At 73.0% G+C, this 24757-nt stretch carries 24 protein-coding genes; 10 read left to right on the top strand and 14 right to left on the bottom strand.

Annotated elements, in window-relative coordinates; translation table 11 throughout:
• Positions 1-27 precede the first annotated feature (27 nt).
• From AC061S_RS32325 to AC061S_RS32300, 6 genes are all read right to left on the bottom strand, one after another.
• On the bottom strand, positions 28-1344 hold the full coding sequence (locus tag AC061S_RS32325; protein ID WP_478689439.1) for a flavin monoamine oxidase family protein: 1317 nt from the start codon (positions 1342-1344) through the stop codon (positions 28-30).
• 231 nt (positions 1345-1575) lie between these two features.
• Entirely contained in the window at positions 1576-2724 is a 1149-nt protein-coding gene (locus tag AC061S_RS32320) for an ABC transporter ATP-binding protein (protein WP_478689438.1), read from the bottom strand.
• A 5-nt stretch (positions 2725-2729) separates the two neighbouring features.
• Positions 2730-3572, bottom strand: coding sequence for an ABC transporter permease (locus AC061S_RS32315; RefSeq protein WP_478689437.1), 843 nt, complete (start codon positions 3570-3572; stop codon positions 2730-2732).
• The gene (locus tag AC061S_RS32310; protein ID WP_478689436.1) at positions 3569-4492 is read right to left on the bottom strand and encodes an ABC transporter permease; all 924 of its coding nucleotides are present in this window, start codon (positions 4490-4492) and stop codon (positions 3569-3571) included. Before AC061S_RS32310 ends, AC061S_RS32315 begins: the two co-directional genes overlap by 4 nt.
• Before the next feature lies 1 nt (position 4493).
• Entirely contained in the window at positions 4494-5624 is a 1131-nt protein-coding gene (locus tag AC061S_RS32305) for a polyamine ABC transporter substrate-binding protein (protein WP_478689435.1), read from the bottom strand.
• 156 nt (positions 5625-5780) lie between these two features.
• Entirely contained in the window at positions 5781-6986 is a 1206-nt protein-coding gene (locus AC061S_RS32300; protein WP_478689434.1) for an aromatic ring-hydroxylating oxygenase subunit alpha, read from the bottom strand.
• A 403-nt stretch (positions 6987-7389) separates the two neighbouring features.
• Here AC061S_RS32300 and AC061S_RS32295 point away from each other — a divergent pair, with 403 nt between their 5' ends.
• The 8 genes from AC061S_RS32295 to AC061S_RS32260 all read left to right on the top strand — a co-directional run bounded on the left by AC061S_RS32295 (position 7390) and on the right by AC061S_RS32260 (position 15806).
• Positions 7390-7896: a hypothetical protein gene (locus AC061S_RS32295; RefSeq protein ID WP_478689433.1), complete on the top strand. Its 507-nt coding sequence runs from the start codon at positions 7390-7392 to the stop codon at positions 7894-7896.
• Entirely contained in the window at positions 7893-9230 is a 1338-nt protein-coding gene (locus tag AC061S_RS32290; protein ID WP_478689432.1) for an NADH-ubiquinone oxidoreductase-F iron-sulfur binding region domain-containing protein, read from the top strand. The genes AC061S_RS32295 and AC061S_RS32290 overlap by 4 nt, the downstream gene beginning before the upstream one ends.
• On the top strand, positions 9227-9418 hold the full coding sequence (locus AC061S_RS32285) for a ferredoxin (RefSeq protein ID WP_478689431.1): 192 nt from the start codon (positions 9227-9229) through the stop codon (positions 9416-9418). The genes AC061S_RS32290 and AC061S_RS32285 overlap by 4 nt, the downstream gene beginning before the upstream one ends.
• Position 9419: 1 nt before the next feature.
• Complete coding sequence (locus tag AC061S_RS32280; protein ID WP_478689430.1) at positions 9420-11495, top strand: acetate--CoA ligase family protein; 2076 nt, start codon at positions 9420-9422, stop codon at positions 11493-11495.
• 93 nt (positions 11496-11588) lie between these two features.
• Positions 11589-12764: an acyl-CoA dehydrogenase family protein gene (locus AC061S_RS32275; RefSeq protein WP_478689429.1), complete on the top strand. Its 1176-nt coding sequence runs from the start codon at positions 11589-11591 to the stop codon at positions 12762-12764.
• A gap of 78 nt (positions 12765-12842) precedes the next feature.
• A complete protein-coding gene (locus tag AC061S_RS32270) occupies positions 12843-14018 on the top strand; it encodes an acyl-CoA dehydrogenase family protein (protein ID WP_478689428.1) in 1176 nt (391 codons plus the stop codon).
• Positions 14019-14165: 147 nt separating this feature from the next.
• Entirely contained in the window at positions 14166-15026 is an 861-nt protein-coding gene (locus AC061S_RS32265) for a 3-hydroxybutyryl-CoA dehydrogenase (RefSeq protein ID WP_478689427.1), read from the top strand.
• Positions 15027-15158: 132 nt separating this feature from the next.
• The gene (locus tag AC061S_RS32260; protein WP_478689426.1) at positions 15159-15806 is read left to right on the top strand and encodes a TetR/AcrR family transcriptional regulator; all 648 of its coding nucleotides are present in this window, start codon (positions 15159-15161) and stop codon (positions 15804-15806) included.
• A 22-nt stretch (positions 15807-15828) separates the two neighbouring features.
• Here the strand turns inward: AC061S_RS32260 and AC061S_RS32255 are convergent, their stop codons facing one another.
• The 8 genes from AC061S_RS32255 to AC061S_RS32220 all read right to left on the bottom strand — a co-directional run bounded on the left by AC061S_RS32255 (position 15829) and on the right by AC061S_RS32220 (position 22630).
• On the bottom strand, positions 15829-17241 hold the full coding sequence (locus AC061S_RS32255; protein ID WP_478689425.1) for a HAMP domain-containing sensor histidine kinase: 1413 nt from the start codon (positions 17239-17241) through the stop codon (positions 15829-15831).
• Positions 17238-17969 carry a response regulator transcription factor gene (locus AC061S_RS32250; protein WP_478689424.1) on the bottom strand — a complete coding sequence of 244 codons (732 nt, stop codon included), beginning with the start codon at positions 17967-17969 and terminating at the stop codon, positions 17238-17240. The genes AC061S_RS32255 and AC061S_RS32250 overlap by 4 nt, the downstream gene beginning before the upstream one ends.
• A gap of 27 nt (positions 17970-17996) precedes the next feature.
• Positions 17997-18557 carry a hypothetical protein gene (locus AC061S_RS32245; RefSeq protein ID WP_478689423.1) on the bottom strand — a complete coding sequence of 187 codons (561 nt, stop codon included), beginning with the start codon at positions 18555-18557 and terminating at the stop codon, positions 17997-17999.
• A 57-nt stretch (positions 18558-18614) separates the two neighbouring features.
• A complete protein-coding gene (locus AC061S_RS32240) occupies positions 18615-19349 on the bottom strand; it encodes a cytochrome c biogenesis CcdA family protein (protein WP_478689422.1) in 735 nt (244 codons plus the stop codon).
• A complete protein-coding gene (locus AC061S_RS32235) occupies positions 19346-19963 on the bottom strand; it encodes a TlpA disulfide reductase family protein (protein WP_478689421.1) in 618 nt (205 codons plus the stop codon). Before AC061S_RS32235 ends, AC061S_RS32240 begins: the two co-directional genes overlap by 4 nt.
• On the bottom strand, positions 19960-20739 hold the full coding sequence (locus AC061S_RS32230; RefSeq protein WP_478689420.1) for a thioredoxin family protein: 780 nt from the start codon (positions 20737-20739) through the stop codon (positions 19960-19962). The genes AC061S_RS32235 and AC061S_RS32230 overlap by 4 nt, the downstream gene beginning before the upstream one ends.
• 297 nt (positions 20740-21036) lie before the next feature.
• Positions 21037-21600: a hypothetical protein gene (locus tag AC061S_RS32225; RefSeq protein ID WP_478689419.1), complete on the bottom strand. Its 564-nt coding sequence runs from the start codon at positions 21598-21600 to the stop codon at positions 21037-21039.
• 181 nt (positions 21601-21781) lie between these two features.
• Entirely contained in the window at positions 21782-22630 is an 849-nt protein-coding gene (locus AC061S_RS32220) for a CAP domain-containing protein (RefSeq protein WP_478689418.1), read from the bottom strand.
• A gap of 358 nt (positions 22631-22988) precedes the next feature.
• Here AC061S_RS32220 and AC061S_RS32215 point away from each other — a divergent pair, with 358 nt between their 5' ends.
• Both AC061S_RS32215 and AC061S_RS32210 read left to right on the top strand, forming a co-directional pair.
• Positions 22989-24248: a hypothetical protein gene (locus AC061S_RS32215; RefSeq protein ID WP_478689417.1), complete on the top strand. Its 1260-nt coding sequence runs from the start codon at positions 22989-22991 to the stop codon at positions 24246-24248.
• A 134-nt stretch (positions 24249-24382) separates the two neighbouring features.
• On the top strand, positions 24383-24583 hold the full coding sequence (locus AC061S_RS32210; RefSeq protein ID WP_478689462.1) for an Lrp/AsnC ligand binding domain-containing protein: 201 nt from the start codon (positions 24383-24385) through the stop codon (positions 24581-24583).
• Positions 24584-24757: the final 174 nt, after the last annotated feature.

The following is a 24757-nucleotide window of genomic DNA, read 5'->3' as shown; positions in this document are numbered from 1 at the left end:
GGCGGCCCGGTGTGGTGGTGCGGGGCGTCAGCCACGGCGCAGGGCCTCCTCGGCGGCGGCGCGTCCGGTGCGGACGGCGCCTTCCATGTAGCCGGCCACCCACTGGTCGGATCCGCAGACGTAGAAGGGCGGTTCGTGGGTGCCGTGCAGGGGGCCGACGGCCATGACGTCGCCGGGGGTCCACTGGGTGACGTACCCCTGGGTCCACGGGTCGGTGCCCCACATGCGGATGAACGTGTCGAGCGGCCGGTTCGCCTCGTCGCCGTACAGGCGCGCGATGTCGGCCAGCAGTTCGGCGGTGCGCAGGGGGGCGGGCGTACCGAGGAGGACGCCGTAGCGTTCGGGCGGGACGAGGGCGGAGAGGATGCCGTGGCTCTGCGGCCAGGTGCTGCCGAGGATCCCCTCGCTTTCGGAGAGGCCGCTGAGGCCCTGGTCGCGCCAGAAGGGCCGGGGGTACGCGGCGGTGAACTTGGCGGCGAGGGCGTGGCGTTGGCGGTGCAGGGAGGAGAGTCGCTCGTCGGAGACCCCGGTGACGGCGACCGAGCGGAGCGGGCCGGCGGGGAGGGCGCTGACCACGGCGGCGGCGGTGAGGGTTTTGCCGCCGGCCAGGCGTACGGAGCTGCGGCCGGGCCGGCGTACCGCGACTCCCTCGACGGGTGAGCCCGTACGGATCCGGCCGCCGAGGGCCTCGGCCATGCGCAGGGCCACGGTCGCCGAGCCCTCGGCGACGCGCAGGCCCTCCCAGGCCTCGTACTCGTAGTGTCCGGTGCCGGGTACGGCGGCGTGTTTGCGGAGGGCCGCGAGCAGGGAGGTCCGTTCGCAGGAGCCGTCGGCGAGGGCGAGTCGGCCGATCTCCCAGAGGCGTACGACGGCCCCGGTGGCGCCCTGGGCGCGGAGCCAGTCGCCGACGGACAGCAGGTCGAGGCGCGCGGCCTCGGGGTGGGACCAGGGGTCGGCCGGGTCGACGGTGGCGGCGAGCGCCGTGAAGGCGGCGGTGACCTTGGTGTGGCAGGCGTCGTCGCCGGGGCCGAACCAGTGGGGCGGGTCCGCGGCGGAGACTCCTTCGGGGGTGGCGCGGGTGAGGGCGCCGGGCTCGGCGACGTAGCTGGGGACCAGCGTGAGGCCCAGTTCCGCGGCCAGGGCGGTGTACGCGGTGTGGGCCCGGCCCACCACCTCCCCGCCGAGCTGGACCAGCCTGCCGTCGGGGAGGGTGGTCTGCTCGACGCGTCCGCCGACGCGGTCGCGGGCCTCGACGACGAGGACGTCGGCCCCGCCCGCGGCCAGGTCGCGCGCGGCGGCGAGACCTGCCAGTCCGGCGCCGAGCACGATGACGTCGTGGTTCATGGGTGGGCTTCCTTCGGTCGGTGCCGGAGCCGGACGGCGGCGGGGGCGTGGGCGGGGTGGTGGGCGGCTGGGGATGCGGGGCCCCGGGGGCGCCTCCGGCGTCCGGCTCCGGACCGGCGGCGGCACCTGCTCCGGGCTGCGCACCGGATGCGGGCTACGCACCGGCTCCGGGCGTGGCTCCCGGCCCGCTGGGGCGCGGGGACCGCCGGGGCGGGGACCGCCGGGGATCGGTCAGTCGAGGACCAGGCAGTGTTCGGGGTTCCACCCGATCTCGACCTGCTCGCCGCCGCTCCAGCGGTCCTCCATGCGGGAGCGGACGGTGTTCTGCTCCAGGACGGACACCGTGACGCCGGGGGCGAGTTCGATGAGGTAGGTGGTGGTCGGACCGCAGTAGACGGTCTCCCGGACGACCCCGCTGACCTGCGCCATGCCCGGTTCGAAGCCGGAGAGCCAGATCTTCTCGGGGCGGATCGAGAGGCTGACCCGGCTGCCGTCGGGGACGCCGGACCGGGGGCCGACGGGCAGGGCGGGGCCTTGGTCGAGGACGACACGGCCGGATCGGTAGGTCCCCGGGACCAGGTTGGAGGTGCCCATGAAGGAGGCCGTGAAGCTGCTCGTGGGGCGTTCGTAGACGTCCTCCGGCGTGCCGCACTGCTCGATGCGGCCCTCGTTCATGACGGCGAGCCGGTCCGACATGGTCAGGGCCTCGTCCTGGTCGTGGGTGACGAAGACGAAGGTGATGCCGACCTCCCGCTGGATCTGCTTGAGCTCGACCTGCATCCGGCGGCGCAGCTTCAGGTCGAGGGCGGCCAGCGGCTCGTCCAGGAGCAGGACTTGGGGCCGGTTGACCAGGGCGCGGGCGAGGGCGACGCGCTGGCGCTGGCCGCCGGAGAGGGTGGGCGGTTTGCGGCCGGCCAGGTCCCCGAGCTGGACGAGGTCCAGCATGTCGCCGACCCGTTGGCGGATCTCGGCGCGGGGAACACCGCTGCGCTTGAGGCCGAAGGCCACGTTGTCGGCGAGGGAGAGGTGGTCGAAGAGGGCGTAGCTCTGGAAGACGGTGTTGACGTTGCGCTTGTTGGGCGGCAGGCCCGTGACGTCCTCGCCGTCGAGCAGGACCCTGCCTTCCGTGGGATCGGCGAAGCCGCCGGTCATGCGCAGCAAGGTGGTCTTCCCGCAGCCGGAGGGGCCGAGGAGGGAGAAGAACTCGCCCGGGGCGATGTCGAGGGTGACGTCGTGGACCGCGTAGGTGTCCGTGGTGCGGTACCGCTTGGAGACCCGGTCGAGCCGGACGGCGGGGCGCGCGTCCACGGCGTGCGGTTCGGCGGCGTGCGGGCCGCCGGCGTGTGCGTCCGCGGGCGGATCAGGGTTCGGGTGCTGCATGGGTGTCACTTCCCCGGGAGCAGATCGAGGCCGCCTCGGCGGCCGAAGAGGCGCGGGATGGCGAGTGCGAGCGCGATGAGGGCGATGGAGCCGACGAGCATCAGGGTGCCGACGGCGTTGATGGTGGGCTGGACGCCGAACCGGATCGCCGAGTAGATGCGGACGGAGAGCGGTTGCGGGTCGACGCCGGTGGTGAAGTAGGCGAGGACGAAATCGTCGAAGACCAGGGCGAAGATCAGCACCCCGGACGCGAGGATGCCGGGGAGCAGCGCGGGCAGGGTCACCAGGCGCAGGGCCTGCCGACGGGTGGCTCCGAGGTCCATCGCCGCCTCCTCGACCTCCGGATTGAGGGCGGCGATGCGGGAGCGCAGGATGACGGTGACGTAGGAGATGGAGAAGGTGATCTCGGCGAGCATCACGGTGGTGGTGGACAGGGTGATGCCGAGGCCCTTGAAGAGCATCATCGCGGCGACGCCGGTGACGATTTCAGGGGTGATCAGCGGTACGAGCATGACCAGACCGGCGAAGGAGCCGAGGCGGCCGCGGCCGCGGACCAGGCCCAGGGCGAGGGCCACCCCGAGGAGGAGCGAGGCGGCCATCGCGACGAGGGACACCCGCAGGCTCATGCCGAGCGAGTCGATGAGCACGTCGTCGCGGAGGAAGGCGGCGTACCAGCGCAGGCTCACCCCGTCGAAGACGGTGAGGGACTTCTGCGCGTTGAAGGAGAACAGGACGACGACGCCGACGGGGAGGTAGAGCAGCGCGAAGAAGACCGCGGTGACGGCGATGACGAACCGGGGCGGGCGGTCGGCTCCGCGGCGCCGTCTGCCGGGGCGGCGCGGGGTCATCGGACCGCCTCCGCCTCGTCCTTGCGGGTGCGCCTCAGGTAGCCGAGCATCCCGAGCAGCAGGACCGCCATCAGCAGGATGGTCAGGGCCGAGCCGAGGGGCCAGTTCTGGCCCTGGAAGAACTTGTCCTGGATCAGGTTGCCGATCATGATCTGGTCGGGGCCTCCCATGAGCTGTGCGCTGACGAAGTCGCCCATGGCGGGCAGGAAGACGAGGACGCAGCCGGCGGCCGCGCCCTGGCGGGTGGCGGGCACGGTGACGAAGAGGAAGGTCCTCAGGGGGCCGCCGTAGAGGTCGCGTCCGGCTTCGATCAGTGAGGTGTCCATACGCTCCATGGCCGCGTACAGCGGGATGATCATGAAGACGACGAAGCCGTAGACGAGTCCGGCGATGACCCCCGGGCCGGTCTGGAGGATCTTGGTGTCGCCGTCGGCGAGGCCGATCGCGCGCAGGGCCCTCAGCGCCGGCCCGTCGTCGGAGAGCACGACGGACCAGCCGTACATCCGCACCAGGTAGTTGGCGAAGAACGGGACGACGATCGCGGCGATCAGCAGGTTCTTGAAGCGGCCGCCGCGCAGGGCGATGGCGTAGGCGACGGGGTAGGCCACGGCCAGGCAGATGAGGCAGGTGATCAGCGCGTAGCCGAGCGAGCGCAGCAGGACGGTGCGGTAGGCCGGATCGGCGAGCGCGGCGAAGTTCTCGAAGTTGAGCCCGAAGCGCGGATTTCCGAGCGGGTCGGTGGTGCCGAAGGCGAGGGTGGCGACCAGGAGCAGGGAGGCGAGGAGGAAGCCGGTCATCCACAGGGTGCCGGGGAGCATGAACCAGGTCCACAGCCTCGCCTCCGACCCGGCCCGGCCCGCGCGCGGCGGACGGGCCGGGCCGGACCGGCCCTGCGGATCCCGGGGATCAGGTCGTGCCATGTCAGCCGGCCTTCACATCGGTCCAGGCGGCGTCGCGGTGCTGCTCGCCCTTCGCCGTGCCGTTGCGGAAGTAGAGGTCGTCCTTGAGGTCGGCCGCCGTCACCTGGCACTGGGGGAAGGGCTCCACGAGCGCGGTGTACGTGTCCTCGCTGCCGCGGACCGGCATGGGGTAGCCGATGTACTCGATGTTCTTCTTCACGCTCGAAGGGCGGAGCATGTAGTCGATGAAGAGCATCGCGGTGCCGGGGTGCTGCGCGTCGACGGGGATCGCGTAGCAGTCGGAGTTGACGGGGGCGCCCTCGCGGGCGACTTCGAATCCGAAGACGGCGGGGTCCTCCGCCTGGGCGAGCATGGCGGCCATGTCCCCGCTCCACGCCTGGGTCATGTCGGCGTTGCCGTTGAGCAGGTTGTTGTAGCTGTCGCTGGAGAAGCCGCGCAGGCGGGGGCGGAGCGAGCGCAGGGTGTCGGTGACGCGGGCGAGGTCGCCCTGGTCGTCGGTGGTCAGGTCGAGGCCGAGCTTGAGCGCGCCCATGCCGAGCACCTCGTCGCGGTCGTCGAGTACGAAGACCTTGCCCTTGGCCTGCTCGTTCCACAGGTCGTCCCAGGAACCGGTCAGATCACCGAGCCGGTCGCGGCGCCAGCCGATGCCGGTCTTGTACATGGTGAAGGGCACGGTGTGCTGCGAGCGGGGGTCGTACCAGGGGTCGGCGAAGTAGTCGTAGCCGCCGAAGACGGCCTCGGCGTTCTTCAGCCGGGTGTGGTCGATCGCCCGCAGCCTGCCGCCGGCGGCGAGGCGCTGGGACCATTTCGCCGTGGGGAAGATGATGTCGTACTGGTTCCCGGAGTTGAGCTTGGCGGCCATGCCTTCCATCGAGTCGAAGTTCGACTGGACGACCTTGACGCCGTACTCCTTCTCGAAGCCTTCGAAGACGGCCGGGTCGACGAAGTCGGCCCAGTTGAAGTAGACGAGGTCGCCGTCGACCTTGACGTCGATCGGCGTCTCCTCGGCCGGTTTGCCGGCCGGGTCGTCACCGGACGCGAATCCGCAGCCGGCTGCCGTGAGGCCGAGGGCGGCGGCGGTGCCGGCGCGGAGGAGGGAGCGTCTGGACAGGGGGTGTGCCTCGGGGGACATGCGGGGTCCTCTCCGTAGGGGGCCGTGGGGGACGGCGGGTGGGAAGACGTGCGCGGGCGGGGGCGGAGCGGGGCTGTGCTGGACTGGATTGGGCTGGACTGGACTGGGCTGGACTAGGCCGGGCCGGGCCGGCGGACGAAGGGCCTCAGGGGTGGTTCAGCGCTCGGCGGCGGCCATGCCGGGATCGGCTCCGGCGTCCAGGTCCGCCCGGATGCGGCCGGCGAACCAGGCGACCGCCGACTCGCGGAGGGAGAGCGGGCCGGGCTCGAAGCCGGGGGTGGAGAGCCCCTTCTGCACGCGGGCGACCAGCTCGACGTCCTCGTCGTTGGTGATCCAGCCGATGTGGATGTTCAGGCGGCGGGCGAGGCGGGTGCGCAGACCCGTACCGCGCCGGGTGTAGAACGCGCCGGGGACGGCCACCCGGTCCACCGCCGTCGGGATCGCGGTCCAGGCCAGGACGTGGTCGGGGTAGAAGTCGATCAGGGTGTTCGGGTAGATGACCGCGTACCGCCAGACCCGCCGGTCGGCTTCGGCGAGGCCGGGCATGGGGGCGGCGATGCGCTGGTAGAGGTGCTCGGCCCAGTTCGAGGACGGCTTGTCCCGCAGGGGCGAGGCGAACAGTGCGTAGGACTCCTCGATCTCGCAGGTGTAGGCCTGGTAGTCGAGCAGCCGCATCAGGCCGGGGTGGGCCACCGGTACGTGGTAGCCCTCCAGGTAATTGTCGACCGTCACCTTCCAGTTGGCCTCCTGCACCTCGGCTCCGGCCAGGTCGTGGATCCGGGCACGGCCGACCGGTACCAGGCCGGCCCCGGCGTAGTGGCCGACTGCCTCGGCGAGCCCGGCGCACTGTTCCGCCAGGGGTACGGCGTCGAGGTCGAGGTTGACGAACACGAAGCCGATGAAGGATTCGACGCGGGCCGGGAACAGGCCGAGCGCGGGCTTGTCGAGGCAGGGGATCTGCCGCGCCTCGGGGGCTCCGACCAGGCTTCCGTCGAGGCGGTAGGTCCAGCCGTGGTAGGGGCAGCGGATCGCCTTGCCGGCCGGTTCGGGGGCCGTGACCAGGCGCGTTCCGCGGTGGCGGCACACGTTGAGGTGGGCGGCGAGGCCGCCGTCCTCGGTGCGGACGACGAGCACCTCGCGGCCCGCGACGGTGGCGGCGAGCCGGGCTCCCGGATTCGGCAGGTCGGACTCGTGGCAGACGAGCTGCCAGGCCTTGGCGAAGACGTGCCGGATCTCGTCGGCGGCCGTGTCGGGATCGGTGTAGTAGCGGGCTGACAGCGCGGGCCCGGGGGCGTCCGGGGGTGCCTGGTCGGGCGGGACCGGCTGGTCGGCCGGGGGCAGTTCGGGGGCTCTGGAGTACATCGGGCGACTCCTCCGTACCGGCGGTGCGGCGATCGGTCTCGGCAAGGGGCATCGAGACGACACAGCGGTGGGCAGCGGGCCGGGGCAGACGCCGGGGCCTTGCTGACCGATTGGACAGTCAGATTGCTGGCTGATTTCCGCCGGGTCAAGACTTGTACGCTGACCGATCGGTCAGCTAGCGTAATTCTCGTCGCTGCACCGGCGTTCATCCACTTCTGGGCTTTTTGTCGGGCCGGACGCAGCCCCGCCGCCCTGGCACCCGCCCGGGCCCGCACCCACCTCCAGCCCTTCCTGCCGCACGCCTTCGGCGTCCCCGCGGTGAGCCCCGGGCATCCCCATCCCGCCCCCGGCTCCCGTCACCGGCCCGGTCGCTCACGGCACCCCCACCCTCCCGGAGGCACGCATGAGCGGTCGTCGGCGTCTGGACTGGCTCGGGCTCACCCCCGAACCGGAGCGGGAACTGCCCTCTGCGGTCGCCGCCCTGCGCGCTTCCTCGCACCGTCCCCCTACGGAACCCACCGGGCGCACGGAACCCATAGAGCCCATGGAGCCCGAGCCCATGGAGCCCGCGGAACCCACGGGGCACACAGACCCCCCGGAGCCCGCCCCGCCTCCCGAGCTGGTGGCCTTCGAGCGGCGCCGCCTGGAGCGCCTGATCCTGCGGGGCAGCCGGCGCGGCTGGCTGCGCTACCTCACCGAGGTGGCCGCGCTGGTGACCGCCGCGGCCGACGACCCCGGGCCGGGCGACCGCGCGGCCGCCCTGCTCGCCGGCGAGGTGGTCCTCGACCACCACCGCATGCTCATCGGCCTCCCGGGAACGGGATACGCCCGCACCGCAGGGGACCGTGCCGCACTCGAAACCGCCGTACGGACCCTGCGCACCAACTCCCGGACAGGAAGCAGCCGATGACCACGATCCGATTCCCGACGGGGCCGCCACCGGGCTCCGTGCTCGGAGCCGCACCGGGCGCGGCGGAGGACGCCGAGGCCTACCTCGCCACCGGTGGCTACGCCGACGCCACCGGCCCGGACGAGCTGCTGCGCCACCTCGCCGCATCCGGTCTGCGCGGGCGCGGCGGGGCCGGCTTCCCGGCCGCCGTCAAACTGCGTGCCGTCCGCGAGCGCGGCGGCGTCCCGGTGGTGGTGGCGAACGGCGAGGAGGGCGAGCCCGGCTCGGTCAAGGACCGCTGGCTGCTGCGGGCCAGGCCCCATCTGGTCCTCGACGGCCTCGTCCACGCCGCCGCGGTCACCCGCGCCGTGCGGGGCTACGTCTACCTCTCGGACCCGGTGTCCGCGGACCGCGTCCGCCGGGCCCTCGCCGAACGGGAGCCGTGGCTGCCCGTCGAGGTCGTCGAGACCGCCCACGCCTACGTCGCCGGGGAGGAGAGCGCGGTCGTCCGCCGGATCGACGGCGGGCCCGCCCTGCCCACCGCCAAGCCGCCCCGCCCCTTCGAACGCGGTGTCGGCGGCGCCCCGACCCTGGTCTCCAACGTCGAGACCCTCGCCCGCATCGCCCTCATCGCTGCCCGCCCCGACCTCCGGCAGGCCGTCGCCCGCTCCACCCTGCTGACCCTGTCCGGCGGGAGCGCGACCCCCGTCCTCACCGAAGTCCCCTACGGAGTTCCCCTGCGCGCGCTGGCCGCCGCGCTCGGCGTCGCGGACGCGGCCGGGGCCCTGATGGGCGGCCTGTTCGGCGGGCTCGTCGACGCCCGCGCCCTGGACCTCCCCCTCGAACCCGGCGCGCTCGCCGCGGCGGGCACGGCCCTGGGCTGCGGAGCGATCCGCTTCCTCCCCGCCGGAGCCTGCCCGGTGAGCACCGCCGCCGACGCCGTCGGCCACCTCGCGGCAGAGAGCGCACGGCAGTGCGGGGTCTGCGTCTCGGGCACCGCGGCGGTCCGCGACGCCGTGCACGCCCTCGCCGCGGGCACCGCCGGGCCCGATACCCCGGCCCAGTTGGAGCGGTGGTCGCTGGGGCTGCGCGGGCGCGGCGCGTGCGGCCTGCTCGACGCCGCCGCGGGCATCGCCGGCAGCCTTCTGCGCGCCTTCCCCGGTCCCGTCCGGTCCCACCTGCGGGAGCCCTGTCCACGCTGCTCCGCCGCCCTGCCCGGGGGCGGTCACGGGATCCGCCTCGCCGTGGCCGTCCCGGAGGTCGCCGACGCGGCCGTGGACGCGGCGGCCACGAACGAGGCGGCCATGGCCGACGCGCCCGTACCCCGCTTGTCCGTGCTGAAAGGAACACCGTGAAACTCCTGCTGGACTCCACCCGCTGCCAGGGCTACGGACTGTGCCAGGAACACGCACCCCACCTGGTCGAACTCGACGAGTGGGGCTACGCAAAGGTCATCGCCGTCGCCGTCCCGCCCGGCACCGAGGAAGCGGCGCGCGCCTGCGCCGAGAGCTGCCCCAACTCCGCCCTCCGAGTGGAGAAGTGACATGGGACGTGATCTGACCGCCCTCTTCGACCCGCGCTCGGTCGCCGTGGTCGGCGCGAGCGACGATCCGGCGAAGTACGGCCACGCGGTGGCCTCCCAGGCGCTCCGCGCCCCCGGCCGGCGCCCGGTGCACCTGGTGAACCGGCGCGGCGGCACCGTCCTCGGCAGACGGGCCGCCCCGTCCCTCGCCGCGATCGGCGAACCCGTCGAGCTGGTGGTGATCTCCGTCCCCGGCAGCGGGTTCGAGGCCGCCGTGGAAGACGCCCTGGCCTGTGGGGCTAAGGCGATCGTCGGCATCACCGCCGGCTTCGCCGAGGCCGGCCCGGCCGGTGCGGCCCGCCAGCGCGCGATCGTGGCCCGGGTCCGGGAGGCCGGAGCCGTGCTCGTCGGACCCAACTGCCTGGGCATCGCGGACAACACGACCGAGCTGTACCTCGCCTCGGACCGTTTCGCGCCCGGCGGCATCGCCCTGCTGAGCCAGAGCGGCAACCTCGCCCTCGAACTCCAGCTCCGCGGCGCCCCGCACGGCCTGGGCTTCTCCCGGTTCGTCTCCCTCGGCAACCAGGCCGACGTCACCCTCGTCGACCTCGTCGAGGACTGCGCCCGCCACGAGCCCACCGCGGCGATCGCCGTGTACGCCGAGGACTTCGGCGACGGCAGGGCCTTCGCCCGGGCCGCCGCCGCGGCGGGCAAACCGGTGGTCCTGCTCACCGCCGGGCGCGGGTCCGCCTCGGCCCGCAGCGCCCGGTCGCACACCGGGGCGCTCACCACGTCGGCCGACGTCGTGGCCGCCGCCTGCCGCGACGCGCGGGTGGAACTCGTGCGCACGCCCCGGGAGATGACCGTCGTACTGGCCGCCGTGAGCAGCCGCCCCGGGTCCCGTACGGGAGGGCGCCGGACCGCCGTCTTCACCGACGGCGGCGGCCACGGGGCGATCGCGGCCGACGCCGCCGAGGACGCCGGGCTCGACGTGCCGGAGCTGGCGGAGGCGACCCGGGCAGGGCTGCGGACCGTGCTGTGGCAGCAGTCCGCGGTCGGCAATCCGGTCGACCTGGCGGGGATGGGCGAGCAGCAGCCCCTCTCGTACGCCGACGCGGTCGGGCACCTGCTCGCCGCCGAGGAGGTCGACGCGGTCCTGATGACGGGCTACTTCGGCGGGTACGCCGCGTCCGAGGGCGGCCTGGGCGGCGGCCAGGCGGCCGGCTCCGCGCTCGCGGAGGGTGAGACGCGGGCCGCCGAGAAGATCGTCACCCATGTCGCGGAGTCGCCGAAGCCCCTGGTGGTGCAGTCGATGTATCCGCGGTCGCCGAGCTGCCGGGTGCTGGCCGGGGCCGGGATACCGGTGTTCGCCGCCACCGAGGACGCCGCCCGCGCGCTGTCGGCGATGACCGGCCGGGCGGCGGGCGCGGCCCCGGAGTTCTCCGCGCTGCCCGCCGCCGCCGCACCGCTGCGGGACGCCGGGTACCACGGGGTGCGCGGGCTCCTCGGCGCCGCCGGTGTGCCGTTCCCGGCCGCGCGGGAGGTCACCGACGAGGCCGGAGTGCTGGCCGCGGCCGGGGAGTTCGAGGGCCCGTACGTGCTGAAGGCCCTGCACCTCCTGCACAAGTCCGACGCGGGCGGCGTGGCGCTGCGCCTGGCCGACCGGGACGCGCTCCTCACCGCCTACCGGGGCATGCGCGCCCGGCTCGGCGCAGGCTCGTACTCGGTCGAGGCGATGGCGGACCTCTCGGACGGCGTCGAGCTGATCGTGGGCGTGAACCGCGACCCCCGCTTCGGACCGGTGGCCATGGTCGGGCTCGGCGGGGTCCTCACCGAGACCCTGCGCGACGTGGCCTTCGCGCTGGCGCCCGTACCGGCGCGGCGGGCCGAGGAGCTGCTGCGGGGGCTGCGGACCGCCGCCCTGCTCTCGGGTGTCCGCGGCCGGCCGGCCGTCGACGTGGCCGCCGCGGCGGCCGTGATCGAACGCATCACGACGGTGGCCGCCGCGCATCCGGAGATCGCCGAGCTGGAGGTCAACCCGTTGCTGGTCCGCCCGGACGGCGCCCTGGCGCTGGACGCACGGGCCGTCCTGGGCTGATCCCCGTGCGGCCCTCCCGCACCTGAACCTCCCCAAGCCCCCGTCCCTTCCACCCCTTCCACCCCTCCCGTCCCTTCCGCCCCGGAGCACGCCATGGACTTCCGCTACACGCCCGAGCAGGCCGACCTCAAGGCCCGCGCCGCCGCCTACGCACACCTCCTGATGGGGTACGAGGACCAGTCCGAGGAGGCCGGCGGCCCGCTGCCCGCCGAGACGGTCCGCGAACTGACCCGCGCCGCCATGGACGCCGGCGTCTACGCGATCAACATGCCGGCCGCCTGGGGTGGGGCCGGCATGTCCCTGCTGGACCAGGTCATCGTCGAGGAGGAGTTCGGCAAGGTCACCAACTGCCTCTGGGACATCCCCTGGCGGCCCGCGAACGTCCTCGCCCACGGCACCGAGGCGCAGCGCGAGAAGTACCTCCTGCCCGTCATCCGGGGCGAGCGGTTCGACGCGTTCGCGGTCACCGAACCCGGTGCGGGCTCGGACCCCGGCTCGTGCACGAGCACGGCGACCCGCACCGAGGGCGGCTGGCTGCTGAACGGTGAGAAGTGGTTCGTGACCTGCGGTGACATCGCCGACTTCCTGCTGGTGCAGGCCGATGCGGGCCCGGAGCGGGCCGCGACCCTGTTCTTCGTGGACAAAGGTGCGGCGGGCGTCGAGATGACGCGGGTCCCCCGGTTCATGCACTCCGCGGTGAACGGGCACCCCGAGTTCACCTTCACCGATGTCTTCGTCGCCGACGAGGACGTGCTCGGCGGCGTCGGCAACGGCTACGAACTGACGAAGGAGTGGTTCACCGACGAGCGGCTGATGATCGCCGCCCGGACCGTCGGAGCTGCGGAGCGGGCCCTGGAACTCGCCCGCGACTGGGCCGTCGACCGCCGCCAGTTCGGCTCCCCCATCGCCGACTTCCAGCTCATCCAGGGCATGCTCGCCGACTGCGCCGTCGACATCGCCGTCAACCGCGCCTACACCCACCAGGTCGCCTGGGAAGCCGACCAGCCCCACACCGACCCCAAGACCCTGCACGCCAAGGCGTCGACGGCGAAGCTCGCCGCGAGCGAGGCCGCGGGACGGGTCATCGACCGGTGCGTGCAGATCTTCGGCGGCCGCGGCTACGACCGCTCGTACCCCGTCGAGCGGATGTACCGGGAACTGCGCGTCGACCGCATCTGGGAGGGCACCTCCGAGATCCAGCGCCTGATCATCGCCAACGAGCTCGTCAAGCGGGGTACGGGGGCACTCGCGCTGCCCGGCCGCTCCTGACGGGTCACCCTCCGCCGCCGCCTGCCACCCCGTCACCACGATCCCGACCACGATCACGACCACGAGGACGAACACACCATGGACTTCCGCCTCACCGCCCGTCAGGAAGAGCTCCGCGACGCGGCGCGCGCCCTCACCGGGTTCATCACGAAGTACGAGCTCGACTGCGAGGAGAACAACGGCCTGCCCCCGCAGGCCCACACCGAGATCCGCGACGCCGTCCTCGACAGCGGCCTCCAGGCCGTCAACATGCCCGCGGAGTGGGGCGGCGCCGGCCTGAGCATCCTGGAGCAGGTCACCGTCCAGGCCGAGCTCGGACGGCTCACCGGCGCCCTGTGGGACATGGTGTGGCGTCCGGCCAACGCCCTGTCCTTCTGCACGCCGGAGCAGCGCGAGCGGTACCTCGTCCCGGTGATCCGGGGACGGCGCCGCGACTGCTACGCGGTGAGCGAGCCCGAGGCCGGCTCCGACCCGCAGAGCCTGCGGACCACGGCGACGCGTACGGAGGACGGCGGCTGGGTGCTGAACGGCGAGAAGTGGTTCGTCACCGTGGGCGACCACGCGGACTTCATGATCGTGCTCGCGGCCGCCGGGGAGGAGCGGGCACCGACCCTGTTCCTCGTCGACAAGGACACCCCGGGCATCGAGATGACCCGGGTGCCCCGCTGGATGCACACCTTCGTCTACGAGCACCCCGAGTTCACCTTCACCGACGTCCGCCTGCCCGGGGACGCCGTGCTCGGGGAGGTGGGCACCGGCTACGACATCACCCGCTCCTGGTTCACCGAGGAACGGCTGATGATCGCCGCGCGCACGATCGGAGCGGCGGAGCGGGCCCTGGAGCTCGCCCGCGACTGGGCGGTCGACCGCCGCCAGTTCGGCTCCCCCATCGCCGACTTCCAGCTCATCCAGGGCATGCTCGCCGACTGCGCCGTCGACATCGCCGTCAACCGCGCCTACACCCACCAGGTCGCGTGGGAGGTCGACGAGGGCGTCCTCGACCGCAAGACGCTGCACGCGAAGGCCGCCATCGCCAAGCTGTCGGCGAGCGAGGCGTCCGGCCGGGTCATCGACCGGTGCCTGCAGATCTTCGGCGGTCGCGGCTACGACCGCTCGTACCCCGTCGAGCGGCTCTACCGCGAACTGCGGGTCGACCGCATCTGGGAGGGCACCTCCGAGATCCAGCGCCTGATCATCGCGGGCGAACTCGTCAAGCGCGGCACCGGCGTGCTGCGGATGCCGTCCTCCGTGTGACCCGGAGCGGCGGTCCGGTCCGGGCCGAACCCGCGACCCTCGGCCCGGACCGCCGCCGCACCCGTCCGTACGGGAAGCGCACGAGCACCGCACGAGCACGGCAGATGAACCGCGCGAGAACCATTCGAGTGCGAAGAGGGAGAACCGATGGCCGATGTCGAACGCGTCGGGATCGTGGGGTGCGGCCTGATGGGCTCCGGGATCGCCGAGGTCTGCGCCCGCGCCGGGCGCGGCGTGCTGGTGGTGGAGACGAGCCGGGAGGCCGCGGACGCCGGCCTGCAGCGCATCGCCCGTTCCCTGGCCCGCGCCAGGGCCGCCGGGAAGCTGACCGGCGCCGAACACGACGCGGCGGTGGGCCGGATCGCGACGACCACGGACATGGACCGGATGGCCGACCGGGACCTCGTCGTCGAAGCGGTGGCCGAGGACGAGCGGGCGAAGCTGGAAGTCTTCACCCGGCTCGACCGGGTCGTGGAGCGCAGGGACGCGGTACTCGCGACGAACACCTCCGCCATCCCGGTCATCCGGCTGGCGGCGGCCACGTCCCGGCCGGAGCAGGTCGTCGGCCTCCACTTCTTCAATCCCGTCCCGGTGCTTCCCCTGGTCGAGCTGGTGCCCTCCCTGCTCACCTCCGCGGAGACCGTCCTGCGCGCGCGGGAGTTCGCCTCCGACGTGTTGGGCAAGCAGGTCGTCCGCGCCGAGGACCGAGCCGGGTTCGTGGTGAACGCGCTCCTCGTTCCGTACCTGCTGGCCGCCGTACGGATGGTCCAGTCGCGGACCGCGTCGGCCGAGGACGTCGACCGGGGCATGACCCTGGGCTGCGCGCACCCGCTCGGACCGCTGGCCCTGGCCGACCTCATCGGGCTGGACACCGTCCAGGCGATCGCCCGGTCGATGTACGCGGAGTACCGGGAGCCGCTGTACGCACCGCCGCCCTTGCTGGCCCGGATGGTGGACGCGGGGCTGCTCGGCCGCAAGACCGGCCGGGGCTTCCACACCTATTCCTGACCTCGGTGCCCCGACGGCCGCGGCCCGGAGACCCCATGCGCGAGGATGGGGGTCCGGCGGGCTGGGCCGCCGGGGCCCTTCCACCCACCCACGCACCCCGTCCGACGGGTGCCGACACGGGGAGCAGCCCACGTGACCAAAGCCGAGCGGGCACTCGAAACGCGTGAGCGCATCCTCACGGCCGCGTGCGAAGTGATCGCCGACATCGGTTTCGAGCACGTCAGCATGCGCAAGGTCGCCGAGGCCGCCGGCGTCTCGAAGGCCCTGCTCCACTACCACTTCGACACCCGAGAGAAGCTCTTCGCCGAGGCGATGACGCACTCCTTCGCCAAGACCGGCACGGACACCGGCAGCGAGGACGATTCGCTCCCGGCCGCCGCCGTCCTGGCCCGGATCGTACAGAGCATGCTGCCCACGGACGCCGAGCTCCATCAGGACTGGAAGCTCTGGCAGGAGCTGTGGGTGCGCGCCCTGCGCGACAGCACGGCCCGGCACCTCGCCGTCGACCTGTACGACCAACTGCACGCTTGGGTCGCGGGGGTCGTGGAACGGGGCATCGCTTCCGGAGAGTTCACCGACTGCGACGTCGCCGAGGTCGGCACGCTGGTGCTGGCCCTGTGCGACGGCCTCGGCAACCGGCTGATGCTGGAGGACCCCCGGGTCGACCTCGCCACGGCCCAGGCGACGATCTGGCGGGCGATCGCGCCGGCCCTCGGGATCGCCCCCGTCTTCCCCGAGGTCGCGCCGGGGTTCTCCCCCAAGGTCTCCCCAGCGGTGTGACGGTGCGGCCCGCCCCGGGCCTTCACCGGGCGCGGTAGGCCCGCGGCCATCCCGTACGCCGCCGCGAGGCGCGCGGCCCGCGCCCGGACGGCAGGGGTGCGGCCAGCCCGAAGACCACGGTGATCCGGGCTCCGCCGCGGGGTCCGCGGGCGATGCGCACCGAGCCGCCGGTGACGGACCCGGCCCTGCGGGCGATGTCGAGGCCGAGCCCCGAGGAGCCGGTGCTGCTTCCGCGGGAGAGGGCCTGGTCCGGTTCGGGGATGCCCGGACCGGCGTCCTCCACGACCAGTTCCACGGCCTGGGCGGTGCGGGCGACGCGCACGGCGAACGGCGTACCGGGCGGGGTGTGCCGGAAGACGTTGCCGATGAGCGCGTCCACCACGGCGGCGACGTCGTCCTCGGAAAGGCTGACGGCCGCGGGCTCCTGGGTGAGGTCGAGGGAGCAGGGGCGGTCCTGCTGCTCCGCCAGGACCGCCCAGAAGGCGGTCCGGCGGCGTACGACGTCCGCGGCCTCGCAGCGGGGTCCGGCCGGTCCCGGGCGCGTGGTGTGGTGGGCCGTGCCCGTTTCCGGGCCGAGCATGCCCTGCCCCATCGGGCCCACGGCGAGCGGGGTGCGGGCCGCGGTGATGATGGCCCGGAGTTCCGTTTCCAGGGCGCACACGGCGGCCTCGACCCTGGCCGACTCCGGTGAGCCGGCCATGCGTTCCGTGGCCAGGTGCAGGGCCGTCAGCGGCGTGCGCAGCCGGTGGGACAGGTCCGCGACCAGTTCGCGTTCGACGGCGAGCAGCTCGGTCATCCGGTGGGCCATGGTGTTGAAGGCGATGCCCGCCTCGCGCAGCTCCCTCGGGCCCATGGGGTCCACGCGGGCGTCCAGATTGCCCTGGCCCAGGGCCTGGGAGGCGTGGGCGAGCCTCTTGGAGGACCTGACGACCTTCGCGCCGAGGCGGTCGGCGACCAGTACGGAACCGCCGACCAGTCCGACGGCGAGCAGGAGCATGACCGTCCAGGAGGCCGTGACCCCGCGGGTCAGCTCCTGTTCGGGGACGAAGTTCTCGATGACGGCGACCTGGTCGCCGGGCAGGACCACCGGCTGCAGGCAGATCCAGCCGCCGGGAACCCCCTCGGATATGGACTCGCGTCCCTGCTGGGCCCGTTCGAGCAGCGCCTTGGGGGCTCGGGACGTGCCGAGGGCGGGGGCGTCCGGCAGGTGGACGACCATGTACTCGGCCGCGTCCAGACTGGCGGCGGATTCCCGCAGGGCGGACGGATCCGTGGTGAGCGTCAGTACGGGTGCCAGGGCGGCGGCCCGCTGCTCGGCGGCGGTGACGCTCTGCTCCTTGACGAGCGACATCACCAGGGCTGCGAGCGGTATGAGGAAGGAGAGGGCGACCATGGACGTGACGGCGAGCGCCACTCCGGCCAGGGAGCGTCTCACCGCGGCGCCACCAGCTTGATGCCGACGCCGCGGACGGTCAGCAGGTAGCGCGGCGCCGCCGCGCGTTCGCCGAGCTTGCGGCGCAGCGACGACAGGTGCACGTCGACGGTCTGGTCGTCCACGTACGGCTCGCGCCAGACCTCGGTCAGCAGCCGCCGCTTGGAGACGACCTGACCGGTGTGGTGGGCGAGGAAGGCCAGGAGGTCGAACTCGCGGCGGGTGAGCCGGAGCTCGCGGCCGGACAGGTACGCGGTGCGCGCCCCGGGGTCCACCGCCAGCTCGCCCACGGTGGTGGGGCGCAGCGGTTCGGCCGCCGGCGCCGGCCGGGTACCCCGGACGCCGTGCGCGGCATGGGCGGGCGGCAGGTGGCTGGTGCGCCGGAGGACGGCGGAGAGGCGTGCGACGAGCTGTCCCCCGGAGAAGGGTTTGACCAAATAGTCGTCGGCGCCCGCGTTGAGGAGCCGGATGATCTCCGCTTCGTCGTCACGAGCGGTGGCCACCAGGACGGGAACGGAGGAGATGCCCCGGATCATGCGCAGTGCGTCTCCTCCGTCCAGATCGGGCAGCCCCAGGTCGAGGACCACCGCGTCGACGGGCGACTGGGTGACTTCGCGCAGGGCGCCGAACCCGTCGCCGGCGCTGCGTACGGCATACCCGTGCTCCGCCAGGACTTCGATGAGTGACTGGCGGATGCTGGGGTCGTCTTCGACGACCAGGACGCTCGGCATGGGCACACCTTAGGTGAACGGTCGTTCCTACCGGTCGCCGAAGGCGGGGCCCTCGTCGGTGACGCGCAGGTGGAGGGGGCGGTCGGAGACCGGAATGGTGCAGCCCTCCTCCGAGCTGCAGCTCGCGTACCCGAGCAGTACGGTCGCGTCCCCGTTGCCGTCCAGGCGGACGGGCAGTGTGGTGGTGACGGGGCCGTCCGGGTAGACGGGGACCGGGGCGCCGACGCCGGGCACGCTGATCGTCCGTACGTCCGCCGCGGCCGTCAGCTTCCCGTCCGCCCGCAGGACGCCGGTGACCTCCATCGAGGTCGGCCGGCCCACGCCCTCGATTCCGTCGGCCGGCAGCTCGGTGCTGTACAGGTGGAACCCCTTCTCCTCGGGGGTGAAGACCGCGGTCAGGGTGGCCTTCGGCGGATGCCAGTCCGAGACCGAGAGCGTGACGGTGACCCCGTTCTCGGTGAAGCTCGTCGTGGGCGCCGAGGCGGTCCCGGCGTGCTGCTCGCCGCATGCCGTGAGCGCGGCCAGGGAGAGCAGGGCTGCCGCGAGGCGGACGGCGCGGGAGGGGTGCGCGTACGGGGAGACGTTCATCGGCTGTGCTTTCGTCAGGGGAGGGGTGAGAAAAGGAAGGGAGGGGCCGGGCCGGCCCTAGACGGCGGTGGTGAACGCCGCGCTCCACAACTGGAGCCGGTACACCAGGTCGTTCCACACGCCGGTGGCCAGCAGGACGCCGACGAGGACGAGCATGCCGCCGCCGGCCCGCAGCACCCACTGGTAATGCCGTTTGACCAGGCCGAAGGCTGTCAGGGCCCGGCGGAAGGCCAGGGCCGCGAGGAGGAACGGCAGGCCCAGCCCGAGGCAGTAGGCCGCCATCAGCAGGGCTCCGCGGACCGCGCTCGCCTCGCTCCAGGCGAGGGCCTGTACGGCGGCCAGTGTCGGGCCGATGCACGGGGTCCACCCGACCGCGAACACCGCCCCCAGCAGCGGTGCGCCCGCCAGACCGAGCACGGGCCGCCGGTGGCTGCGGAACTCCCGCTGGGTGAAGCCCGGCAGGAATCCCATGAAGGACAGCCCCATCAGCACGGTGAAGACGCCGAGCACCCGGGTGACCAGCTCCTGGTGGGCCAGCAGGGTCCGGCCGAAGTAGCCGAACAGGGCGCCTCCGGAGACCAGGACGGCCGTGAAGCCCAGGACGAACAGCAGCGCGCCGGCCGCCATGCGGCCGCGCTGCCCGCCGCGGGCGTCCGCCAGGTCGGAGACCGACAGGCTGGTCACGTAGCTCAGGTAGCCCGGCACGAGCGGAAGTACGCACGGCGAGAGGAAGGAGACGAGTCCCGCGAAGAACGCCACGGGGGCGGCGGCGATCCCGGTGAGTGCCGTCACGGCGTCTCCTGCGCGACGCGGGCGAGCAGGGGCCTCAGTTCCTCGTCGGTGACCGCTCCCCCGATGCTGACGGCGATCCGGCCGCGGCGGTCGATCACCAGCGTCGAGGGGATGGTCTGCGGGTTGAGGAGCGCGGGCGGAAAGCGGAGCAGGAGCTCGCCGTCGGGGTCGTGGATGCTGGGGAATCCCAGGCCGTGTGCGCGTACGAAGGACTGCGCCGCCGAGCGGTCCCGGTCGCGGGTGTTGATCCCGAGGAACCGGACGCCCTGGGCCCGGGTCTGCCCGCTGAGCCGCTCGAGGTCGTCGGCCTCCGCCCGGCAGGGCCCGCACCACGATCCCCAGACGTTGAGAACGACGACCTGGCCCCGGAACTCGGTGAGGCCGACCGGGTTTCCGTCCAGGTCGGCGCCCGCCAGCGCGGGAGCCTGCGGCCGGGCGCCGGAGTCCACGACCTCGGCCGCGGACGCGGAGGTGGTCCTGACCGCGGCGCTCCCCGGGCCCGTCGGCTCCCCTCGGCCGGAGGCGGAGCCCGCAGCGGCGTACAGGCAGCCGGCGACCGCCACCGCGAGGCCGGCACCGGCCAGGGCGGTGGGACGCGGGACCGCTCGTCTCATGACGCCCACTGGCGGAGGAAGGAGTTGATGCCGTCCGGGGTCAAGGCGGGATTGCCGGTGACGTGGGTGTCCGTGCGCACCGTGCCGGACGGCGAGACGACGACCAGGACGGGCATCTTGTACGTGCCGCCCGAGGGGCTGTACGTGCGCAGGAGCGCGGAGTTGGCGGAGCTGTCGCCGCCGATGTCCACCTTGACCAGGTGGTACGAGGCTCCGAGGATCGATGCCGTCTGCGGCTGGGCGAACACCTTGTCGGCCGCCTTGCAGTTGCCGCACCAGTTGGCACCGAAGTCGAGCAGCACCATCCGCCCATCGGCCTTGGCCGCGCGCAGCGCCGCGTCGATCAGCTTCTTCGCGTCGGCCGAACCGTCGTAGCCGGGGCCGGGTATCCGGGCCGCCGGGGTGGGCGTTGCGGAGGTGCGGGACGGCTTGGGGGCGGGCTTGGCCGACTGGGCGCGCGAGGGGGCCGGCTGGGCGCCGGCCGAAGTACCGGCCGGCGCGGACGCCGACGCTGACGGCGACGGCGTGGCGGACGCGGTCGGGGACGCCTCGGCGGACGCCGCCGCGGACGCGGACTCCGTCCCGGCGGGGAGGGTCTGCGACGGCTGTCCGGCCGTGGCCGGCGCGGCGGCGCCGGTGGGCTGGGCGGACGGACCGCACGCTGCGGTCAGCCCGACGGCGACCACGGCCGCGGCCGCCAGGGGCAGCCGCACGCTCAGCGTCGCGGCGGAGCGAAGGCGCGGCGTGCGACGGGCGGCACGGACGGGTCGGAGCATGCGAGAAGTCATGGCGAAGACACCCCAAGGCACGGTTCGGAATACGGGAAGGGCGAGACGCCTTCCGGATCGGTGAAGCCGATGGCGCGACGGCCCGACGGATCGCCGGGGCAGTCGTGCCCGGGCACCGAAGGCCGCTCGGCTGACGCGAGCATAGGACCGCCGGGGGCCGCTGGAACCGGGTGAGCGCGATCTTGAGGTTCCCCTAAGGAACAGCTCACCTTCCGCTTCACCGGAGCTCGGACGACGAGCTTGCACAAGGGGGTGAAACCCGCAAAAGGGATCAGGCGGTCGCGGTCAGAGGGACGTCTCGCGCACGCTGGCCCTCGCCGACGGGGTGATCGTCGCCGTGACGACCGAGCGGTGGTCCGCGCTGGTGAACGTGACGATCAGGGTGTCGTCCGCGGTCTGCGACGTGCCGGCCTTGTAACCGCGGCCGGGTACCGCGGAGATCAGGCACACGCCGCGGCTGCCGTAGCGCACGGTGACCTTGCCGCCCTCCGAGGGGACGGTGTAGAGGCCCGGCCCGCTCCCGCCGCAGTCGACGGGCGGTTTGGGTGCCGCCGTCCGGGGCGTTCCCGTCGGGGCCTTCACGGGGGTGGGCGTCGAAGCCGGGGGTGACGGCCGCCCGCTCGCGGAGGGCGAAGCGTCGGGGGTGGCGCTCGGGGACTGCGGGGTCGGCGGCTGGCCCTGCGCCGCCTGCCAGGCGGGCGGCGTCTCGACGACCATGGGAGCGGACCGCGCGACCGGAGGCGTATGCCTGGTCGAACCGACCACGAACTGGACCGTGGCGAGCACGGCGGTCACGCTGGCGGCCGTGCACGACAGCCATATGAGCAGGTAGCGCGGAATTCGGGGCACGGCCCCATAGTGGCCGACCCGCTGGACCGCCCGTCACCGCCTCCCCCGGATCAGGCGGGAACGCCGACGTCCTCCTGACCCGCGTAGGGGCCGGAGGACGTCGGCGGCCCCGGGGGAGCGGGGCAGATGGGAACGGGGCAGGCGGAAACGGGGCCGGTGAGAACGGGGTCGGCGGGAGTTCCTACCTCGGTGTTCCGAAGTTCTGCGTCCACCAGGGGCCGCCGTCGCCCTTGTGGAAGCCTATGCCGATCTCCCGGAAGTCGCAGTTGAGGATGTTGGCCTTGTGGCCGGGGCTGTTCATCCACGCGTTCATGACCGCGGCGGCGTCCGCCTGGCCGCGGGCTATGTTCTCGCCCAGGCGGGACCAGCCGTATCCGGCGGCTTCCACGCGGGTGGTCATGGTGGACCCGTCGGGTCCGGTGTGGGACATGACGCCGCTGCGGGCCATCGTGTCGCTGTACGCCCGTGCCGCGGCGCTCAGCTTGGCGTTCGAGGTCAGCGCACCGCACCCGGCCGCGGCCCGCTCCTTGTTGACCAGCGAGAGGACCGCGGACTCCGTGGCGGAAGCACCGGAGGAGCCGGATCCGCCGGAGGACCCGGAGGAGCCGCCCGAACCACCCGAACCGCCACCGGTGGTCGCGGCGGGCGTACGGGTGGGCTTGGGCTTGGCGGACGGGGTCGACGCCGCGGGGGCCGGGCGGCTCTCCGCCGCCGACTTCGTGGGGGCGGCCGATCCGGTGGCCTCGGCGGCGGGCGTCGCGGACGGCATCGCGCCCGTCGCGGACGCCGCGTCGGCGGAGGGTGTGGGGGCGGAGGGAGAGGGAGTTGCCGTCGCCTCCTCACTGCGCGAGCCCGCCGCCCCGGACTTCTGCCCGCTCGCACGTACGCCCTCGTCGGAGTCGGCCACCGCGACCCCGACCGCCACCACCGCGGCCGTCGCGGTGAGGGACAGCACGATGCGGGTACGCACCGTCTTCTTCCGTCGCGCCTCGACTCGGGTCGGAGTTCCGGGGGTTCGGCTGCGGCTCATGCCTGTGGCACCTCTCGGCGAGAAGGGAGGACGGGTCCCCGAGCGTAGGCTGATGACCAGCGAAAACGGCGGCCCGGAGGCGTTCTTCAAGGTCCCTTAAGGAAGCCCGCAGACTCGGCACAGGAACGACGGCGGTCCTCGACCGTCCGGGCGGGCGGATGTCCGCGGCTGGTCCGGGGTGGCCGAGATGCGTATATCGCACAGGACGATGACACGGCTACCTTCCGCGTGATCCCCACCCGACTCCAGTGAGGGCACAGCGCAACCGACACAGCTGCCGACGAAGGGGAACCATGCCATGACGTCCGGACCCGGATTGTCAGGGACCGTGAGGGCCTACCGGGAAAGCCTCGGTCTCATGCCCGACGGTCCCTGGCGCCGAGCCTCTCTGCGGCTGCTCGACCAGCCGGAGTACGCACCGCGGTGGCGCCGGCTCATCGGGCTGGAGGAGCTGGTGCGCATGACCGACGTGCTCCTCACGGGCCTGCCGCTCCGTCCCGATGAGGTGGACGTCCTCGTCGGCCACAGCACGCTGATGAGCGTCCATCAGATCTACGAGGTCGTGTCCGACAACCTCGCCATCGGCCTGGCAGAACCTTCCGCCGGAGCCGACGCCAGGAGCGACCTGCTGCGCAGGTTCAATCCGGCCGCGGTGGCCTGCCTGCGCGCGATGGACCCCCTGCCGGCCAGGAAGGCCCTGCCCGACTGGCAGACCGCCGCCGACCGGATCTCGGCCCCCGTGCACAGCAACGACGAGGCCGAGCACCGGTCCTTGGCCGGGGCCTACCTGAAGGCCCACCCCGAAGAGGACCCCCGGGCACTGGAGTTCTCCATAGTGCCCGGCCTGCTGGCGAACATCGAGTCCGGGATCGCCCTGGCCGACGCGGTACGCGACCTGGCCACCCGGGAGGTGTTCATCACCGGCCTCACCGGGCGCTACGACGCGGTCCAGCGGCTGGTCACGGACCGGCCGGGAGCCCTGCCCGAGCTGATCTCCACCGGTACGGACAGCATCATGGCCATCTCGACCCTCGCGTACTACACCGGCTTGATCAACGAAGTCGTCCGCCCTCTCCCCCGTTACGCCCGGACTCTGCGGGACGGCAGCCTGGAACGGTTCTTCACCGCCGCGGCGCTGGTCGTACGACTCGTCAAGGACGTCGGAACCCGGCTGCTGGAGCAGGACGGGCACGACCGCCGGCTGCTGATCGCCCGGCTGCGCGCCCGCGCCGGCAGGGAGCAGGACCTCACCCTGTCCGGCTTGCTGTGGAAGGCGCAGGCGGAGGAGGGCGTTCTGCTGACACGGCTGAGGAAGGACGTCCGGTTCGGTGAGTTCAACATCTGCCTGGACGGCATCCGCGGCCTGCCCGCCGCATCGGCCCTGGCCCTCTTCGAAGCCCGGCTGGACCATGTGACGACGCTGTACCGCCGCACGCTCACCTCACTGGGCAAACGCGCCGACGAGCTGCAGCGGCGTACGGGGAGTCCGCTGGCCGGAGCTCCGGCGCTCCGCTTCGTCGCGTTCCATCAGGAGCTCTACCGCAAGACGTTCGACGCCCAGATGGGCGACTACGCGGTCGCCCTGAGCACGTCGGAAGAGCAGCGGAAGGGATCCTGATGTCCAGCAATCCCCGACTGCGACGCGTACGAGCCGGTGACCGGCACCGCCAACAGCGTGTCGTGCCTCGAAGTGGAATGCGGCAGGGCCTTGCGCCACCCGGACCAGTTCCAGCGTGACGGCGAGAGCGCCGTCTGGCCGAGGTCATCTGCCGCGACACCGAGCACTTCACCGACCTCCTCAACGAGCGCATGCACCACATCGACGGAGTCGTCACCACCGAATCGCTCTTCGTCCTCGAAGTGCACAAGCTCGCCTACGGCTGGGGCGTCGGCCAGGTCGAGACCCTCGCGCTGGAGCCCGCGAACCAGCCTCCGGCCGCCGAGTCCCCGTAACCGGGGCCGCCCCGGAGGCCACTTCCACGCAGGGCCCCTCCCTGGAACTTGGGTTCTAGGAGTCGTTGCAACACCCCAGTTCAAGGGGTGGCATGGGCTTCGAGATCCGCGAGGACCGGCAGCCGCAGGGACGTAAGAAGCTCGCTCGTGAGCGGGCGGCATACTCCCGGCTCA

This window comes from Streptomyces sp. CA189 (genome assembly GCF_056428985.1).
The sequence above is the reverse complement of the archived record's forward strand: the minus strand, read 5'-3'. Positions and strand labels throughout refer to the sequence as shown.

Coding starts and splice junctions, on each gene's coding strand:
- AC061S_RS32325 (WP_478689439.1), bottom strand. CDS start 1,344: ATGAACCACGACGTCATCGTGCTCGGCGCCGGACTGGCAGGTCTCGCC.
- AC061S_RS32320 (WP_478689438.1), bottom strand. CDS start 2,724: ATGCAGCACCCGAACCCTGATCCGCCCGCGGACGCACACGCCGGCGGC.
- AC061S_RS32315 (WP_478689437.1), bottom strand. CDS start 3,572: ATGACCCCGCGCCGCCCCGGCAGACGGCGCCGCGGAGCCGACCGCCCG.
- AC061S_RS32310 (WP_478689436.1), bottom strand. CDS start 4,492: ATGGCACGACCTGATCCCCGGGATCCGCAGGGCCGGTCCGGCCCGGCC.
- AC061S_RS32305 (WP_478689435.1), bottom strand. CDS start 5,624: ATGTCCCCCGAGGCACACCCCCTGTCCAGACGCTCCCTCCTCCGCGCC.
- AC061S_RS32300 (WP_478689434.1), bottom strand. CDS start 6,986: ATGTACTCCAGAGCCCCCGAACTGCCCCCGGCCGACCAGCCGGTCCCG.
- AC061S_RS32295 (WP_478689433.1), top strand. CDS start 7,390: ATGAGCGGTCGTCGGCGTCTGGACTGGCTCGGGCTCACCCCCGAACCG.
- AC061S_RS32290 (WP_478689432.1), top strand. CDS start 7,893: ATGACCACGATCCGATTCCCGACGGGGCCGCCACCGGGCTCCGTGCTC.
- AC061S_RS32280 (WP_478689430.1), top strand. CDS start 9,420: ATGGGACGTGATCTGACCGCCCTCTTCGACCCGCGCTCGGTCGCCGTG.
- AC061S_RS32275 (WP_478689429.1), top strand. CDS start 11,589: ATGGACTTCCGCTACACGCCCGAGCAGGCCGACCTCAAGGCCCGCGCC.
- AC061S_RS32270 (WP_478689428.1), top strand. CDS start 12,843: ATGGACTTCCGCCTCACCGCCCGTCAGGAAGAGCTCCGCGACGCGGCG.
- AC061S_RS32265 (WP_478689427.1), top strand. CDS start 14,166: ATGGCCGATGTCGAACGCGTCGGGATCGTGGGGTGCGGCCTGATGGGC.
- AC061S_RS32250 (WP_478689424.1), bottom strand. CDS start 17,969: ATGCCGAGCGTCCTGGTCGTCGAAGACGACCCCAGCATCCGCCAGTCA.
- AC061S_RS32245 (WP_478689423.1), bottom strand. CDS start 18,557: ATGAACGTCTCCCCGTACGCGCACCCCTCCCGCGCCGTCCGCCTCGCG.
- AC061S_RS32235 (WP_478689421.1), bottom strand. CDS start 19,963: ATGAGACGAGCGGTCCCGCGTCCCACCGCCCTGGCCGGTGCCGGCCTC.
- AC061S_RS32230 (WP_478689420.1), bottom strand. CDS start 20,739: ATGCTCCGACCCGTCCGTGCCGCCCGTCGCACGCCGCGCCTTCGCTCC.
- AC061S_RS32220 (WP_478689418.1), bottom strand. CDS start 22,630: ATGAGCCGCAGCCGAACCCCCGGAACTCCGACCCGAGTCGAGGCGCGA.
- AC061S_RS32215 (WP_478689417.1), top strand. CDS start 22,989: ATGCCCGACGGTCCCTGGCGCCGAGCCTCTCTGCGGCTGCTCGACCAG.